Raw genomic sequence first — 14,508 nt, forward strand, 5'->3', positions numbered from 1 at the left:
GCTAGCTTGCTAGCGAAGGCGATGTTTCAGACGCCGAAGATGTGTCGGGTTTACCGACCTTTTCGCGAGCAAGCTCACTCCCACGGATTGTGAGGTGGCGGACCTGAACACATGCTCGACTGTAGACCCGTTGGAGGCTTGCCCGCGATTCGGTACTCCGGTCGAAGTATCCGTCGCCTGATTTGACGCCTTCGCGGGCAAGCCTGCTCCCAAGGATCTCGTTCCAATTGGAATGGTTCGGTGTGCTTAAAAAAGAATTTCGCAAAAGCATTAACACCACGCTATCCCCGCGAACACCCGCCCCGTTGGAGATTCTATGTTTGGGGGCAACCCACAGACGCCGCAGATGTATTGTTTGTACCGACGGCTTCCCGGATAAATCCGGTCCCTCGGGATGACCGCATTCCACCTGTGGGAGCTAGCTTGCTAGCGAAGGCGATGTTTCAGACGCCGAAGATGTGTCGGGTTTACCGACCTTTTCGCGAGCAAGCTCGCTCCCACGGATTGTGAGGTGGCGGACCTGAACACATGCTCGACTGTAGACCCTTTGGAGGCTTGCCCGCGATTCGGTACTCCGGTCGAAGTATCCGTCGCCTGACCCGACGCCTTCGCGGGCAAGCCTCGCTCCCACGAATTGAGAGACACACCCGATGATTCGCAAACTCTTTGCCTATCGCGCCTTGCTGTTCTTGCTGTTGTTGATGAACTCGGCGTGTCTGTTCCTGACTGACGATAAAAAAGCCGGCATCCCGTATCTGCGGGAATTGTTTATCGTCGCCATCGTGCTCGGCGCTCTGGTTTTATTGCTGACCTGGAGCCGCGCCCAGCAGTCGCGCGCAGGCTTGTGGATTGTGATTTTCGGCCTGGTCCTGCCGCTGCTGTCGGCGCTGCTGGCGGCGCTGAACTTCGGCCAGCCTTTTGACTTTGGCTTGCTGGAAGAGCGCCGCAGCTTTCTTTATCTGCTGTTCTTCCCGATGCTGTTTTTGCTGATAAAAGCGCATCCCACCCAGGAGCAAATGGAGAAGTTCATGCTCTGCTGCGCCGTGGCCTGCGTGGTGGTGGGCTATCTGTATTACTGGGGCGTGTTGCTGGAAAACAACGACGTCAGTTTTACCGTTGATGAAAAGGATTACGGGATCAACCCGTTGCGGCCCAATCGCCTCAGCATTGGCGCACCTTATGTCAGCGCCTGCGCCTTCATGCTGATGTATCGCCTGCAACGGTCCATGTCCTGGCTCGCTGTTGCACTACTGCTGCTGTTCGCCTCGTATCTCTGGCTGGTGATTCAGACGCGCAACATCATGCTGATCTGGGCGCTGGCGGGGATCTGGATCTTTCGCAGCCGGGTCGGTTTGCTGGTCAAGCTCGGCATCCTGGCGAGCGCGGTGCTGCTGGCGGCTTTTTCCCTGGCACCGGATTTTTTCGCCGCGCAACTGGGCAGGTTCGACGCGCTGTTGTTCGAGGCGCGAGAACCGGGCGTGCGCAATATCACGACGCAGATTGTGGTCGAGGAACTGGCGCGCAACGGCCTGATCGGCATGGGCGCGCTGTCCCTGCAATGGCAAGGCGGTTTCTCGCGGCTGTACAACGGCTACTTCTATCTGTCGGATGTGGGCCTGCTCGGGGTCTATTACCGGTTTGGTTTCCTGACTCCGGCTATCGCGCTGATTTACTACCTGGGCTTCTTTCGTTTCATGTCCTATTGCCGGAAAAAAGGCGATCTGCTCAATGCCTTGCAGCTGACATTCTGGTTCAACGGGATCAATTTTTTCTTCTCCAACACCATCATGTACGGCGGGGAAATCACCGGGCTGTCCATCGCCGCGTTCGTTTATTACGCCCGGACGCAAGACTCGCCGGCAACGGCAACACCGAGGAACAACTGGCTGCCTGAAGATGCCCTGCGAACCCGGACCGTTGCGCGGGCAAAAACCTAACCCCGGGTCATCGTGCAGTGCGGCGCCACCAGATACTTCGCCAGCACTGGCCATTGCGGACGATCACGGCCGTTTACCGGTTCAATGGACAGCGCGTAATCGCCCCACGCCGAACCGGCCGACCAATACGCCAGCGGCACGCATTTTTCTTGCAGATAGGCCAGCAAACGATCCATGGCCTGCCCCCAGCGCGGGTCGTCCGCCGGGAACCCGGCTTCACCGATCTGGCCACGCTTGCCGTTTTTCTCCAGCCATTCGACAAACGGCCGGACGCGCTTCACGGCAATGTCCGGATCGAAGCGCTGCCCGAGGACTTTCTGATAGCGCCCGCTGGCGTCTTCATCGAAATACAGATGGGCGGAATAAATCAGATTGTTGGACGGGTCTTGCAGGTCCAGTAACGCATCGTTGTGATGCGGCCAGCGTGTCGCACTGGACCAGGAGCGCCCTTCGATAATGATCGGGCGGTGCCAGTCATTGGCGCGTATGGCGAAAATCCCCGCCTGTGCCGCCTTGGGCCAATACTGGTCGGCCTCGTCATGGGGTTCGTTCATGATGTCGTAGGCGTACAGCGCCCGAAAATCCCGCCAGCGCATCGACACCCGGTGCAACAGATCCCGATAAGCCTTGATCGGCACGTGCTTGCTGCCCAGCACTTCATTTTCATAACGCCCGAAGTTATGCACATCAAGCGTGACCTTGATCCCGCGCCGCTCGGCCTGGATCAGCATTTTGTCGATCAGCGACGCATAGGTTTCATCCAGCTCGCCCCCCAGCTTGAGCTGCAAACGCTCCCAGCGCATGGGGAAGCGAATCGCGCGGATGCCTCTGGCCTGCCATTTATCGAAGTAATTCTCGTCCGGAAAAAAATAGTGCGTGCCGTTTTCTCCCGGCCAGACGCCCTCGGAAAACTCCGCACCCGAGACGTTGATCAAGACCATCGGCGCTTGCCTGGCGGTTTTTTGCGCATTGGCCCCGAAAGACAGCACCAGCAGCACGACGACGAGCAGCAATTTGCCCGTCCAGTCGATGCCGCCGGGCGTTGTCATCGATGGCTTTTCAAGCGCCGCCACCACGGCTGAGTCCAGTGAATCGAGCATATGAGCTGACCCCCTTGTGTTGGTGCATCCAGGCAGATGCGTCAGGCAAATCCCCTTCGGAAAATCGCGTGAGCTACGGCGATCAAGCGCGAGGAGCACCTTATGAAAGTATTCGGCATCGAGTTCTATCATCGCCAGCGAAAGGATCTCGTCCGCGAACTGACCGTGCTCAGCAGCAGGTCGTTTCGCTACGTCGTGACGCCAAACGTCGACCACGTGGTGATGCTGGAACACGACAAGGATTTGCGCAGGGCCTACAGCTACGCTGCGTATCGGCTATGCGACAGCCGCGTGCTTTTCCCGCTGTTGAATCGGCTGCACGCCGACATCGCTGAGGCGATTCCCGGCAGCACGCTGACTCGGGACATGATCCAGATTGCACAGGAGCGTGGCTGGACAGTGACGGTCATCGGCTGTGAACAGGAAGTCATTGCCACGTTGCAGCAGATGAATCCCTCGATCACCTTCCGCCACTACAACCCGCCGATGGGCTTCATCGACGATGCCCGGGAAATCCAGCGCGCCGTTGATTTCATCAATCAACATCCGGCGCGGATGGTGGTGTTTTCAGTGGGCTCGCCGCGCCAGGAAATACTCGCGATGCGTGTGCTCCAAGGTCGCGGGGCTGTAGGGATTGGCCTGTGCGTCGGCGCGTCACTGCTGTTTCTCTCAGGAAAAGTCAGGCGAGCACCGGAATGGATGCAACGCCTGTCACTTGAATGGCTGCATCGTTTCATTCATGAGCCACGGCGGCTGGGCAAGCGTTACGTCAGGGATGCCTACCGGATCGTTCCCGTCATCATCAAAGAGATCAGGAGCGACACAGAGAAACCTTCGAATTCAGACAACGACCCGCGAGGCCTGTCGTAGAGCGCTGGCGCGCTGACTGCGTGAAAAGACCTGAAGCCAGTGTAGCCACAGATGGTTGTTTTGCAGGCCATGTAAGGCTCTGCTGACAAGTGGTTCTCGCTTCGTGGAGGAACAAGCGGACAGCGGCGACGAGCGGTGCTGTACTTACACGAATTTGTACTAAGTTCTACCGAAGACGTGCGCAGGTATTACGCCTTACTGGGGTCGCGGCAATGAACGACAACCTGGATGAATCGCTGAAAACCCAACGACGACTTGAACTCCATATGGCATTGGAGGAGTTGGGGCAACCCGACGAAGTGTCGACCCGCATCTTCCGCATCGGCATCTTTTGCGGACGCTTGCTGGAGCTTCAGCGTACCGGCGTATTCACCTTCGCCGAATACCAGGAATGGGCAAGCAATGCCTGTAGAGCGTTGGCCAATGGAGAATCGGCCGACCTGTCATTGCAGCTGGCCGAATGCATCTGGCTCCCCACCAACGAGACGTCATCTTCCAACAACTGAACAGAACTGGTCTTACGTGCAGTCGGCCACGCCTGATAACGGACACCGCCATGACTGCCAACTTCGTCTTCGACCCTGCTGCCACCTACGACGTAAAAGACCCCGATCAGAAAAACCCCGTCTGGCGTATCCAGGACCGGCGGGTCTATGCCTACCTCGAACACGACCCGCGCCGCGACTGGAGCGGCGACATCGGCATCCTCGTCCTCTGCCCACCCCGGCGACTGGTCGACCATGAAGGCCACGACATGGCTTTTATCGACGGACCGGACGTCCGTTGCGTCGATGGCCGGCATCTTGGGCTTTATCAGGTGAATGTTTGACGAGGAGGTTGTAGTGGACGTGATGCGTGATTGACGACCGCTATAACGCGAAAAGCCCCGCATGTGCGGGGCTTTTCGTTTGCGGCGGTGTAGGTAGGTGAAGCGTGAAACGGTGTAAATCGTGAAGCTGGTGCCGAAAACAGGAATCGAACCTGCGACCTTCGCGTTACGAGTGCGCTGCTCTACCGGGCTGAGCTATTTCGGCTTCAGAGGGGTAAAGCTAGCATCGCTGTTCATCAGGTCAACGAACAGTCCTCACCATTACTTACAGGAAGCAGGCATCCAGTTTGCTGGTGTGCCGACGCATGTCCAAGAGGCAATAGCGTTGGCGTTGGTTGCCGCTACTGTCGGAGTCAACGTAACCTTTACCGCTGCGGCGTTGATAGTGCCGTCTACTACGATTGCACCGGTTGCTGCATCCACTGCAAGTGTTGTCGCATAGGTTGTCGGTACAAAATCAGTACCACAAGCAGCAAGGCCGGTGAAACCGTTGGTAGACACAGCCTCAGTTACGCAAGTGCGCGCACCGCTCGCAGCAAGGATCAGCTCTGACGCTTTAGCGCGAGCGGTGTAGTCCTGATAAGCGGGCAACGCAATCGCTGCCAAAATCCCGATAATCGCAATCACGATCATCAGTTCGATAAGGGTAAAGCCTTTTTGTGCCTTCATGGGTACTGCTCCGCTGCGTCAATAAGATGTTGCCTGCAGCGATAAAAGCATAGGTCGTGCCAACAAAATTTTTACACCATCTATTGCTCGCTTCGCGTCAATAGCAGTGTTTTCAGCGTGAGCTTCCACGCACAAACTGACAAATTACGTCACATTGCCTCACATCATTGGCAGCAACGCCTGACTACGCTATAAACCACGCACTGTCTGTGTCTGGTGGTTTTATGAGTGATGTCGTCCTCACCGGTTTGGCCAAACAATTGGTTGTCGCCGAGCTTCTGAATGAAAAAGCTGCGCAGCAGGCGTTTCAGCAAGCGCGCCGTGACAAGGTTTCCTTGGTCAGTTATCTGGTCCAGAACAAGCTGGTCAAGGCGCTTGTCCTCGCAGAAATGGCGTCCGATCAATTTGGTATCCCGTTTTTTGACCTGAGAAGCCTGGACAAGGACAGCCAGCCCAAAGGCTTGGTCAGCGAAAAACTCATTCGCCAGCATCAGGCCCTGCCTTTGTGGCGACGTGGCAACAAATTGTTCGTCGGAATTTCTGACCCCTCCAATCATCAAGCCATCACTGATATTCAATTCAATACCGGGCTCACTACCGAGGCCATTCTGGTCGAGGACGATAAGCTCAGCGACGCTATCGAGAAGTTTTTCGATTCCAATAGCGGGATGGGCGATCTGGCAGATGTCGACCTCGGCCTGGAAATCGAAACAGTTGATGACAGTAAAGAAAGCACTCTGTCCACCAAGGGCGATGCGGACGATGCGCCAGTGGTGCGGTTCGTCAACAAAATGTTGCTGGATGCCATCCGCCTCGGTTCATCTGACTTGCACTTTGAACCCTACGAAAAAATGTTCCGGGTGCGTTTGCGTACCGATGGCATCCTGCACGAAGTCGCCAGGCCGCCGATTCATCTCGCCAGCCGCATCGCTGCGCGCCTGAAGGTTATGGCTAGCCTGGATATTTCCGAACGACGCAAGCCTCAGGACGGGCGGATCAAGCTGCGCATCTCGAAAACCAAAGCGATTGATTTCCGGGTCAATACCCTGCCGACGTTGTGGGGCGAAAAGATCGTAATGCGGATTCTTGATCCTACCAGTGCGCAGATGGGTATCGACGCGTTGGGTTATGAACCAGATCAAAAAGAACTGTATCTGGAAGCATTGCGCCAGCCTCAGGGCATGATCCTCGTTACCGGCCCCACCGGTTCGGGTAAGACCGTATCGCTGTATACCGGCTTGAATATTCTCAACACCGTGGACATCAATATTTCCACGGCCGAAGACCCGGTCGAGATCAACCTTGAAGGCATAAACCAGGTCAACGTCAATCCGCGTCAAGGAATGGACTTTTCCCAAGCGCTGCGGGCCTTCCTGCGTCAGGATCCTGACGTGATCATGGTCGGCGAGATTCGTGACCTTGAAACCGCTGAAATTGCCATCAAGGCTTCGCAGACCGGTCACCTGGTATTGTCGACCCTGCACACCAACAGTGCTGCGGAAACGCTGACTCGCTTGCACCATATGGGCGTTGCGGCATTTAACATTGCCACGGCTATTAACCTGATCATTGCCCAGCGGTTGGCGCGCAAGTTGTGTCCGCATTGCAAGAAAGAAGCGGATATCCCCCGGGAAACCCTGATAAAGGAAGGTTTCCCGGTAGACCAGATTGGCAAATTCAAGATTTACGCGCCGGTTGGGTGTGATTTATGCAACGGCGGTTACAAAGGCCGCGTCGGGATCTATGAGGTGGTCAAGAAAACCCCGGCGCTGGAACGGATCATCATGGAAGAAGGCAACTCCCTGGATATTTCCATCCAGATGCGCAAAGACGGCTTCAATGACCTGCGCACATCGGGCCTGAGGAAGGCCATGCAAGGCATAACCAGCCTCGAAGAAGTCAACCGCGTGACCAAGGACTGACCATGGCCAGCAAAGCAGTAAAAGTCGGCACGTACACATGGGAAGGCACGGACAAGAAAGGCACGAAAATGACCGGCGAACTGACCGGGCATAATGTTGCCTTGATTAAAGCGCAGTTGCGCAAACAAGGTATCAACCCGTTAAAAGTTCGCAAAAAATCCGTCTCGATCTTTGGCGAGGGGAAAAAAATAAAACCGTTGGACATCGCTTTTTTCTCACGGCAAATGGCGACGATGATGAAGGCCGGCGTGCCGTTGCTCCAGTCCTTCGACATCATCATTGAAGGCGCCGACAATCCGAACATGCGCAAGTTGATCAACGACGTCAAACAGGAAGTTGCTGCTGGCAATAGCTTCGCCACCGCGCTGAGGCAAAAGCCGCAATATTTCGATGAGTTGTATTGCAGCCTTGTAGATGCAGGTGAGCAGGCTGGTGCCTTGGAAACCCTGCTGGACCGAGTCGCTACTTATAAAGAAAAGACCGAAGCACTCAAGGCTAAGATCAAGAAAGCAATGACCTATCCGACTGCCGTATTGGTTGTTGCATTCATTGTTTCCGGTATCCTTCTGATTAAAGTTGTGCCGCAGTTTCAATCTGTGTTCTCGAGTTTTGGAGCAGAGTTACCAGCGTTTACCCAAATGGTCGTCAGCCTTTCCAATGTTGTTCAGGAATGGTGGCTAATAATTCTAGGCTTGATGGTTGCAGCTTTCTTTCTATTCAAACGCGGCTACAAGCAATCGGTAAAACTACGCGACAGTATTGATCGTGGATTGCTGAAAGTACCAGTAATCGGGCCTCTGCTCTTCAAGTCTGCAGTTGCCCGTTTTGCGCGGACCCTTGCGACTACATTCGCTGCGGGCGTGCCGCTGGTAGAAGCACTGGACTCCGTGGCGGGCGCAACGGGTAATGTTGTATTCCGGAATGCTGTATTGAAAGTCCGCCAAGACGTTTCGACAGGTATGCAGCTCAACTTTTCAATGCGTTCCGTCGGCGTGTTCCCCAGCCTGGCGATACAAATGACCGCGATCGGTGAAGAGTCCGGTGCGCTGGATAACATGCTCGATAAGGTTGCCACTTACTATGAAGAGGAGGTGGATAACATGGTAGACAGCCTGACCAGCCTGATGGAACCCATGATAATGGCGGTCCTTGGGATCATAGTCGGCGGCCTGGTTATCGCCATGTACTTGCCTATCTTCCAGCTCGGAAACGTCGTCTAAACATGTCCCTCCTCGACTTCCTGGCCACCGCCCCCCTCGCCTTCATCCTATCCACACTCATACTGGGCCTTTTAATCGGCAGCTTCCTCAACGTCCTGATCTACCGCCTGCCGAAAATGATGGAGCTGGACTGGAAAGCGCAGTCCCGGGAAATGCTGGGTCTTCCCGCTGAGCCTGCGGGCGAAACGTTCAACCTGATCCTGCCGCATTCGCGCTGCCCGCATTGCGCGCATCAGATTCGCCCTTGGGAAAACCTGCCGGTGCTGAGTTATCTGTTGCTCGGCGGCAAGTGTTCGAGCTGCAAGGCGCCGATCAGCAAGCGTTACCCGTTGGTGGAGCTGGCGTGCGGTGTGTTGTCGGCATTTATCGCCTGGCATTTCGGCTTTGGCTGGCAGGCCGGGGCGATGCTGGTGTTGACCTGGGGCTTGCTGGCGATGAGCCTGATCGATGCCGACCATCAGTTGCTGCCGGATGCGCTGGTCATGCCGTTGCTGTGGCTGGGGCTGATCGTCAACTCGTTCGGGTTGTTCACCAGCCTGGGCGATGCGCTGTGGGGCGCGGTGGCGGGTTATCTGACGCTGTGGTCGGTGTTCTGGCTGTTCAAATTGGTCACCGGCAAGGAAGGCATGGGCCAGGGCGATTTCAAACTGCTGGCCATGCTCGGCGCCTGGGGCGGCTGGCAGATTTTGCCGCTGACCATCCTTTTGTCCTCGCTGGTGGGCGCGATTCTGGGCCTGATCATGCTGCGTATGCGCAACGTAGCGACCAGCACGCCGATCCCTTTTGGTCCTTATCTGGCCATCGCAGGCTGGATCGCTTTGCTCTGGGGTGGTCAAATAACCGCCTCTTATTTGCAGTTTGCCGGTTTCAAATGACCAACAGCGTGATCAAACCCTGGATTCTCGGCCTTACCGGCGGCATCGGTAGCGGCAAAAGCGCGGCAGCGCAGTGTTTTATCGGCCTTGGCGTTCACGTGGTGGACGCCGATCACGCCGCGCGCTGGGTGGTCGAGCCGGGCCGGCCTGCTCTGGTTAAAATCGCCGAGCATTTCGGCCCCAGCGTGTTGCAAGCCGACGGCACCCTCAATCGCAGCGCCCTGCGCGGTTTGATCTTCGAAGACGCCGAGCAGCGACGCTGGCTGGAAGCCCTGCTGCATCCGCTGATTGCCGAGGAAATTCAGCGCGATCTGGCCAGTGCAACGTCGCCCTACGCGATTCTGGTTTCGCCGCTGTTGATCGAGTCAGGCCAGTACAAGCTGACCCAGCGCGTGCTGGTGATCGACGCGCCGCAACAGCTGCAAGTGCAGCGCACGATGTTGCGCGACAGTTCCAGCGAGGAGCAGGTCCAGGCGATTCTCAAGGTGCAGGCCAATCGTGAAGAGCGGCTGAAACATGCCGACGAGGTGTTGATCAACGACCGCGATCACGCCTGGCTGCAAAGCGAAGTCGAGCGGCTGCATCATTTCTATTTAACGTTGTCTGGAGGCCAGTCATGAGCCAAGCAAAAACCGTCGATTGCCCAACCTGCGGCGCACCTGTGGAATGGAGCGCCGCCAGCCCTTCCCGGCCGTTCTGTTCCGAGCGCTGCAAGCTGATCGACCTGGGCGCCTGGGCGTCGGAAGAACATGCGATCCCGGTCAGCCCGGATGCCGAAGACGAACTGTTTTCCGGTGATTTCCCCGAACGCGGCCATTGATCAAAGCGGCACCGAGCACCGCTCAGGTGTCGTCGCCTGAGCGCCCTTCATTCCAGGGCGCTGACAGGTAGCGGGTACGATTGAACGTCTCCAGCCATTCAGGGCTGAACACCACCAAAGCGCTGACGATCATGCCGTTGATGAAGGCTTCGGGGAAAATGATCAGCCACAGGTAGCCGATAAAATCCGACAGCCAGATCGGCATTTCGAACAGCCCTTCAAACCACAACAGCCCCAACGCCAGCAACAGGCACAGCAACGCCGCCAACGCAGCCGCGAGAAATCCCGAGCAGAAGATGTACACGAACGGGCTTTTCGGTTGCGCTCGCTCGACGAGCATCGCGCAGGCTTCGGTGACCAATACCGGCAGCCCGATGAACAGCAGACCGTTGACGCCAAGTGCCGCCAGATCCTGTCGACCCAGCGCCACTAATCCCACCTGCGCCACTAGCGCGCCGAGAATCGCCAAAGGCCAATCCAGCAGCAGGGTCACGGCGGTCATGCCGATGAAGTGATACGACACGCCGGTGTCGAAATCCCGCCGCACCAGCCAGAGCAAAAACAGCGCGAACACCGTGCCGAACAGCAGATGCTGACGGCGGCTGTCGGTGAACAGCTCAACCCAGGGCGAACGCCAGATGGCCCAGCACAAGACCGGCACGTACAACAGCCAGGCTGTGGTCATGGTTTCCGCAGTCAGGACCAGCGCGCCGATCATGGTTGTTCAAGTGCCTCCCGTAATTCGTCCGGACCGTTGAATTCCCGACGCTCCACCAGTTTGCCGTCCTTGAGTTGCAGCCATTGCACTTTGCTCGGATCGCCGCCGTAACCCGGTGCGATCAGCGCTTCGCGGTCCAGCGCCACGCGATAGGAGTAGACCTTGCGCATCTTGGGCACGGCGAAAAACTGGGTGATCAGCGCTGGCATGGGTTTGATATCGGCGATGAACACCGTGCGGCGCGCTTCGAGAAAGCCTTTGGGCTTGTCCTTGAGGGCCTTTTCCATGGTCTTGCCAGCGCTCATGCTGCTGGCGACCAGAATCGTCTGGGTTTTGTGTTGGTCCATCGCGTAAGGCTGGTCGAACTGGTCCAGCAGACTCCATGACGGCACAGGGTCGCCGATTTCAATGGCCTGCGCGGTCAACGGCAGCAAAATCAATAACAGGATTGGCCAGAGCTTCAAACGTCGGTTCTCCCGGATCGGTTAAAGACACAGGATAGCCGAGATGGCCATCCTAAATCCGCTGGAGCGAACGGGCGGCGATCCGACTTACCCGCGAATCGGCTGTAGGAGCGACCGTAGGAGCGACTTTAGTCGCGAGAACGCCAATCGCCCTCCCGGCTAAAGCCCGTCCTACAGTAAGTCGGGCCTGGCGACTAAACATCGTTTCAGTTATCGCGAATTGAACGCTAAGCTTGGGCCTATGGATGACTCTGACTACCTTCGCCTGCTCACGATCCAGGCCGAACAAGCCAACGCGTTCCTCTCCAATGCGCGAAAGTGGGAGCGTGAGCGATGGGTTTGTCAGCGCCTGCTGCAGGGCTTGAACATACCGCATCGCAATGAAGACTTCGCCGCCGCCGGGCAGGAGCCGCCGGATGTACTGTTTCGCGACGCCTGTTTCGAGGTGTTCTTCGTGCTTGATGAAGGCCGCCGCCTCAACGACGAGTGGCGCGAAGAACTGGCGCGCCGGCGTAGCGCGTTTTCCCTGAGCCAGCTGGTGCGGCGTGAAGCCAAGCCCAAGCGCATTCCCGCGCCGGAACTGCTGCAACGTCTAGGTCCAACCTTACGTAAAAAAGCCCACAATTATCGCGAACGCGGCCTGGATCTGGGCGAGCTGGACATCATCGCTTTCGCCAGTCTCAAGCGCGAAGTGCTGGATCTGAACAGTCATTTCCCACCGCCTACCGAATACCTGCGCCAAGGCTGGCGGTCGCTGTCGCTGGTCGGCCCCACCTTTGCCAGGGTGCTGTTTGCCCATCCCGGCGCACCGGATTTTCTGCGGACCAATCTGGGTCGCAGTGTTGTCTTTGATGTTGGAATCAGTTTATGAGCCCCCTGCAAGAACTGCTGGCTGATGTGCCCCAGCAAGGCCGCGTGCGCTGGATCGGCGTGCGTCCCGAATCCCGCGCCGAGATGATCGAGCTGGAGGCTGTGGAAGCGCGGCGCGAAGCGGGCCTGACCGGCGACCATTCGCGCCCCGGCCCACGTAACGCGCGCCAGGTGACCTTGATCCAGTGGGAGCATCTGGCGGTGGTCGGCTCGCTGCTCGGGCGCGCTGCCGAGCAACCCATCGTGCCGCAGGATTTGCGGCGCAATCTGGTGATCAGCGGCATCAATCTGTTCAGCCTCAAAGGCCGACGCTTCAAGGTCGGTCAGGCTATTCTGGAAACCACCGGTTGGTGCCAGCCCTGCGCCCGCCTGGAGCAACGGCTTGGGCATGGCACGTTTCAAGCGGTACGCGGGCATGGCGGCATCACCGCCCGGGTGATCCAGAGCGGAATTATTCGCCTTGATGACTCATTGCGCGTCGAACCGCTGGATTTCATCGCCGACTAGCCGTTCTATCCAACGAGGCAACTTTTTACAGAGAGGCTTTATGTCCAGCCGTCTGAACCCTGAAGACCAACAGCGTGTCGAAGAGTACCTGCAAGCTCCCCAGCATCAAGTCGAGCGCCGGCCTTTTCGGCCATGGCTGCTCCTGATCGTGGTGGTAGTCGTTGTGGTTGGCCTGGGCCTGTTGAGCCGTTTGTTGAGCTATCTGACGCTATGAGCCGCCTTGTCGCGCTCGCGCAGACTCGCCCTCGCCCCTCGAATTCCTTGAACCTTATGAGATATCCCTATGACCCATCGTATTGTCATCGTTGGCGGAGGCGCCGGCGGTCTGGAGCTGGCTACCCGTCTGGGTAAAACCCTGGGCAAGAATGGCACGGCCAGCGTCACGCTGGTGGATGCCAATCTGACCCACATCTGGAAACCGTTGCTGCACGAAGTGGCAGCGGGCTCGCTCAATTCCTATGAAGACGAGCTGAACTACGTGGCGCAAGCCAAGTGGAATCACTTCCAGTTCCAGCTCGGGCGCATGACCGGCCTGGATCGCGAGCAACGCCAGTTGCATCTGGCCGCGACGCTGGACGAAAACGGTCTGGAGCTGGTGCCCGCGCGCAGCCTGGACTACGACTCGCTGGTGATCTCGGTCGGCAGCACCACCAACGATTTCAACACCCAGGGCGCGGCGGAACATTGCCTGTTCCTCGACACCCGCCTGCAAGCGGAAAAGTTTCACCAGCAACTGCTCAATCAATACCTGCGCGCCCATGCTGGCCAAACCGACATCACCGAAGAAATCACCGTGGCCATTGTTGGCGCCGGTGCGACTGGGGTGGAGCTGGCGGCCGAGTTGCACAATGCGGCGCACGAACTGGCGGCTTACGGCCTGGGCCGCATCAAGCCGGAAAACCTGCGCATCACGCTAATCGAGGCAGGTCCTCGGGTACTGCCGGCGCTGCCTGAGCGAATCGGCGGTCCGGTTCACACCACGCTGGAGAAACTCGGCGTGACGGTCCTGACCAATGCGGCGGTCAGCGAAGTCACCGCCGACAGCCTGATCACCGCCAGCGGCCAGGTGATCCCGGCCACGCTGAAGGTCTGGGCGGCTGGCATCCGTGCGCCGGTTTTCCTGCATGAACTGGACGGCCTGGAGAGCAATCGCATCAACCAGCTGCAAGTGCGTACTACCTTGCAAACGACCCGCGACGACAATGTCTTCGCCTTCGGCGACTGCGCCGCCTGCCCGCAAAAAGGCTCGGACCGCAACGTCCCGCCCCGCGCCCAGGCGGCGCATCAACAGGCCTCGCTGCTGGTCAAATCCCTGCGCCTGCGGATCGAAGGCAAGCCGTTGCCGGACTATAAATACACCGATTACGGCTCGCTGATTTCGCTGTCGAAATTCTCCGCCGTGGGTAATTTGATGGGCAACCTGATGGGCAGCGTGATGCTCGAGGGCTGGCTGGCGCGGATGTTCTACATCTCGCTGTACCGCATGCATCAAATGGCGTTGTACGGCACCTTCCGCACCCTGATGCTGATGCTCGGTAGCCGCATCGGCAAAGGCACTGAACCGCGGATGAAGCTGCATTGATGTAACGTCACCCGCAAATACCCGGCCCGTTGGAGCGGCATTTCAACTTAGGTGGTTGTTGGTTCGTAATGACGCTGCGCGCCATCCAATTGACAAGGCCAGTGGCGCAGACAATCATTCGCGTC

General features: G+C 57.7%; 17 protein-coding genes and 1 tRNA gene. 13 read left to right on the forward strand and 5 right to left on the reverse strand.

From position 1 onward, the window contains the following. Nucleotides 1-650 precede the first annotated feature (650 nt). Nucleotides 651-1,937 carry a hypothetical protein gene (locus tag AABC73_RS24240; RefSeq protein ID WP_341521283.1) on the forward strand — a complete coding sequence of 429 codons (1,287 nt, stop codon included), beginning with the start codon at nucleotides 651-653 and terminating at the stop codon, nucleotides 1,935-1,937. On the opposite strand, the gene AABC73_RS24245 is transcribed toward AABC73_RS24240, so the two are convergent. Further along, nucleotides 1,934-3,037 (reverse strand): cellulase family glycosylhydrolase, encoded by a 1,104-nt coding sequence (locus AABC73_RS24245; protein WP_341521284.1) that lies wholly within the window; start codon nucleotides 3,035-3,037, stop codon nucleotides 1,934-1,936. The two genes, AABC73_RS24240 and AABC73_RS24245, sit on opposite strands and share 4 nt — an antisense overlap. Nucleotides 3,038-3,139: 102 nt before the next feature. On the opposite strand from AABC73_RS24245, the gene AABC73_RS24250 reads away from it, so the two are divergent. From AABC73_RS24250 to AABC73_RS24260, 3 genes are all read left to right on the forward strand, one after another. Next, nucleotides 3,140-3,907 carry a WecB/TagA/CpsF family glycosyltransferase gene (locus AABC73_RS24250; protein ID WP_341521285.1) on the forward strand — a complete coding sequence of 256 codons (768 nt, stop codon included), beginning with the start codon at nucleotides 3,140-3,142 and terminating at the stop codon, nucleotides 3,905-3,907. Between the two features lie 212 nt (nucleotides 3,908-4,119). Then, a complete protein-coding gene (locus AABC73_RS24255; RefSeq protein WP_341521286.1) occupies nucleotides 4,120-4,413 on the forward strand; it encodes a hypothetical protein in 294 nt (97 codons plus the stop codon). Nucleotides 4,414-4,463: 50 nt separating this feature from the next. Then, complete coding sequence (locus AABC73_RS24260; protein WP_341521287.1) at nucleotides 4,464-4,736, forward strand: hypothetical protein; 273 nt, start codon at nucleotides 4,464-4,466, stop codon at nucleotides 4,734-4,736. A 128-nt stretch (nucleotides 4,737-4,864) separates the two neighbouring features. Here the strand turns inward: AABC73_RS24260 and AABC73_RS24265 are convergent. Together AABC73_RS24265 and AABC73_RS24270 are read right to left on the reverse strand one after the other, a co-directional pair. After that, nucleotides 4,865-4,941, reverse strand: a tRNA-Thr gene (locus AABC73_RS24265). Nucleotides 4,942-4,997: 56 nt separating this feature from the next. Continuing rightward, nucleotides 4,998-5,405, reverse strand: a complete 408-nt coding sequence (locus AABC73_RS24270) for a prepilin-type N-terminal cleavage/methylation domain-containing protein (protein ID WP_341521288.1) — start codon at nucleotides 5,403-5,405, stop codon at nucleotides 4,998-5,000. A 224-nt stretch (nucleotides 5,406-5,629) separates the two neighbouring features. Here AABC73_RS24270 and pilB point away from each other — a divergent pair, with 224 nt between their 5' ends. The 5 genes from pilB to yacG are packed head-to-tail and all read left to right on the forward strand — an operon-like array spanning nucleotide 5,630 to nucleotide 10,242. Further along, nucleotides 5,630-7,327 carry a type IV-A pilus assembly ATPase PilB gene (gene pilB, locus AABC73_RS24275; protein ID WP_341521289.1) on the forward strand — a complete coding sequence of 566 codons (1,698 nt, stop codon included), beginning with the start codon at nucleotides 5,630-5,632 and terminating at the stop codon, nucleotides 7,325-7,327. A gap of 2 nt (nucleotides 7,328-7,329) precedes the next feature. Next, nucleotides 7,330-8,547, forward strand: a complete 1,218-nt coding sequence (locus AABC73_RS24280; protein WP_341521290.1) for a type II secretion system F family protein — start codon at nucleotides 7,330-7,332, stop codon at nucleotides 8,545-8,547. Between the two features lie 2 nt (nucleotides 8,548-8,549). Continuing rightward, complete coding sequence (locus tag AABC73_RS24285; protein ID WP_341521291.1) at nucleotides 8,550-9,422, forward strand: A24 family peptidase; 873 nt, start codon at nucleotides 8,550-8,552, stop codon at nucleotides 9,420-9,422. Continuing rightward, nucleotides 9,419-10,042, forward strand: a complete 624-nt coding sequence (gene coaE, locus AABC73_RS24290; protein WP_341521292.1) for a dephospho-CoA kinase — start codon at nucleotides 9,419-9,421, stop codon at nucleotides 10,040-10,042. Before AABC73_RS24285 ends, coaE begins: the two co-directional genes overlap by 4 nt. Beyond that, entirely contained in the window at nucleotides 10,039-10,242 is a 204-nt protein-coding gene (gene yacG, locus AABC73_RS24295) for a DNA gyrase inhibitor YacG (RefSeq protein WP_065836197.1), read from the forward strand. The genes coaE and yacG overlap by 4 nt, the downstream gene beginning before the upstream one ends. A gap of 22 nt (nucleotides 10,243-10,264) precedes the next feature. Here yacG and AABC73_RS24300 read toward each other — a convergent pair whose 3' ends face one another. After that, nucleotides 10,265-10,960, reverse strand: a complete 696-nt coding sequence (locus tag AABC73_RS24300; protein WP_341521293.1) for an energy-coupling factor ABC transporter permease — start codon at nucleotides 10,958-10,960, stop codon at nucleotides 10,265-10,267. Then, entirely contained in the window at nucleotides 10,957-11,424 is a 468-nt protein-coding gene (locus AABC73_RS24305) for a hypothetical protein (protein ID WP_065836195.1), read from the reverse strand. The genes AABC73_RS24300 and AABC73_RS24305 overlap by 4 nt, the downstream gene beginning before the upstream one ends. Nucleotides 11,425-11,665: 241 nt before the next feature. Here AABC73_RS24305 and AABC73_RS24310 point away from each other — a divergent pair, with 241 nt between their 5' ends. The 4 genes from AABC73_RS24310 to AABC73_RS24325 all read left to right on the forward strand — a co-directional run bounded on the left by AABC73_RS24310 (nucleotide 11,666) and on the right by AABC73_RS24325 (nucleotide 14,383). Next, complete coding sequence (locus AABC73_RS24310) at nucleotides 11,666-12,295, forward strand: DUF1780 domain-containing protein (protein WP_020291059.1); 630 nt, start codon at nucleotides 11,666-11,668, stop codon at nucleotides 12,293-12,295. After that, nucleotides 12,292-12,801, forward strand: a complete 510-nt coding sequence (locus AABC73_RS24315) for an MOSC domain-containing protein (protein ID WP_341521294.1) — start codon at nucleotides 12,292-12,294, stop codon at nucleotides 12,799-12,801. Before AABC73_RS24310 ends, AABC73_RS24315 begins: the two co-directional genes overlap by 4 nt. 40 nt (nucleotides 12,802-12,841) lie before the next feature. After that, a complete protein-coding gene (locus AABC73_RS24320; protein ID WP_341521295.1) occupies nucleotides 12,842-13,015 on the forward strand; it encodes a DUF3094 family protein in 174 nt (57 codons plus the stop codon). Between the two features lie 69 nt (nucleotides 13,016-13,084). Continuing rightward, entirely contained in the window at nucleotides 13,085-14,383 is a 1,299-nt protein-coding gene (locus tag AABC73_RS24325; RefSeq protein WP_341521296.1) for an NAD(P)/FAD-dependent oxidoreductase, read from the forward strand. The last annotated feature ends 125 nt before the right edge of the window (nucleotides 14,384-14,508 follow it).

This window comes from Pseudomonas sp. G.S.17 (genome assembly GCF_038096165.1).
Classification (GTDB): Bacteria; Pseudomonadota; Gammaproteobacteria; order Pseudomonadales; family Pseudomonadaceae; genus Aquipseudomonas.

Excerpts from the sequence above, each read along its gene's own strand:
- coaE (WP_341521292.1), top strand. The coding sequence starts at position 9,419 with ATGACCAACAGCGTGATCAAACCCTGGATTCTCGGCCTTACCGGCGGC.
- AABC73_RS24315 (WP_341521294.1), top strand. The coding sequence starts at position 12,292 with ATGAGCCCCCTGCAAGAACTGCTGGCTGATGTGCCCCAGCAAGGCCGC.
- yacG (WP_065836197.1), top strand. The coding sequence starts at position 10,039 with ATGAGCCAAGCAAAAACCGTCGATTGCCCAACCTGCGGCGCACCTGTG.
- AABC73_RS24260 (WP_341521287.1), top strand. The coding sequence starts at position 4,464 with ATGACTGCCAACTTCGTCTTCGACCCTGCTGCCACCTACGACGTAAAA.
- AABC73_RS24270 (WP_341521288.1), bottom strand. The coding sequence starts at position 5,405 with ATGAAGGCACAAAAAGGCTTTACCCTTATCGAACTGATGATCGTGATT.
- AABC73_RS24325 (WP_341521296.1), top strand. The coding sequence starts at position 13,085 with ATGACCCATCGTATTGTCATCGTTGGCGGAGGCGCCGGCGGTCTGGAG.
- AABC73_RS24255 (WP_341521286.1), top strand. The coding sequence starts at position 4,120 with ATGAACGACAACCTGGATGAATCGCTGAAAACCCAACGACGACTTGAA.
- AABC73_RS24240 (WP_341521283.1), top strand. The coding sequence starts at position 651 with ATGATTCGCAAACTCTTTGCCTATCGCGCCTTGCTGTTCTTGCTGTTG.
- AABC73_RS24245 (WP_341521284.1), bottom strand. The coding sequence starts at position 3,037 with ATGCTCGATTCACTGGACTCAGCCGTGGTGGCGGCGCTTGAAAAGCCA.
- AABC73_RS24310 (WP_020291059.1), top strand. The coding sequence starts at position 11,666 with ATGGATGACTCTGACTACCTTCGCCTGCTCACGATCCAGGCCGAACAA.
- AABC73_RS24320 (WP_341521295.1), top strand. The coding sequence starts at position 12,842 with ATGTCCAGCCGTCTGAACCCTGAAGACCAACAGCGTGTCGAAGAGTAC.
- AABC73_RS24300 (WP_341521293.1), bottom strand. The coding sequence starts at position 10,960 with ATGATCGGCGCGCTGGTCCTGACTGCGGAAACCATGACCACAGCCTGG.
- AABC73_RS24280 (WP_341521290.1), top strand. The coding sequence starts at position 7,330 with ATGGCCAGCAAAGCAGTAAAAGTCGGCACGTACACATGGGAAGGCACG.
- AABC73_RS24285 (WP_341521291.1), top strand. The coding sequence starts at position 8,550 with ATGTCCCTCCTCGACTTCCTGGCCACCGCCCCCCTCGCCTTCATCCTA.
- AABC73_RS24250 (WP_341521285.1), top strand. The coding sequence starts at position 3,140 with ATGAAAGTATTCGGCATCGAGTTCTATCATCGCCAGCGAAAGGATCTC.
- pilB (WP_341521289.1), top strand. The coding sequence starts at position 5,630 with ATGAGTGATGTCGTCCTCACCGGTTTGGCCAAACAATTGGTTGTCGCC.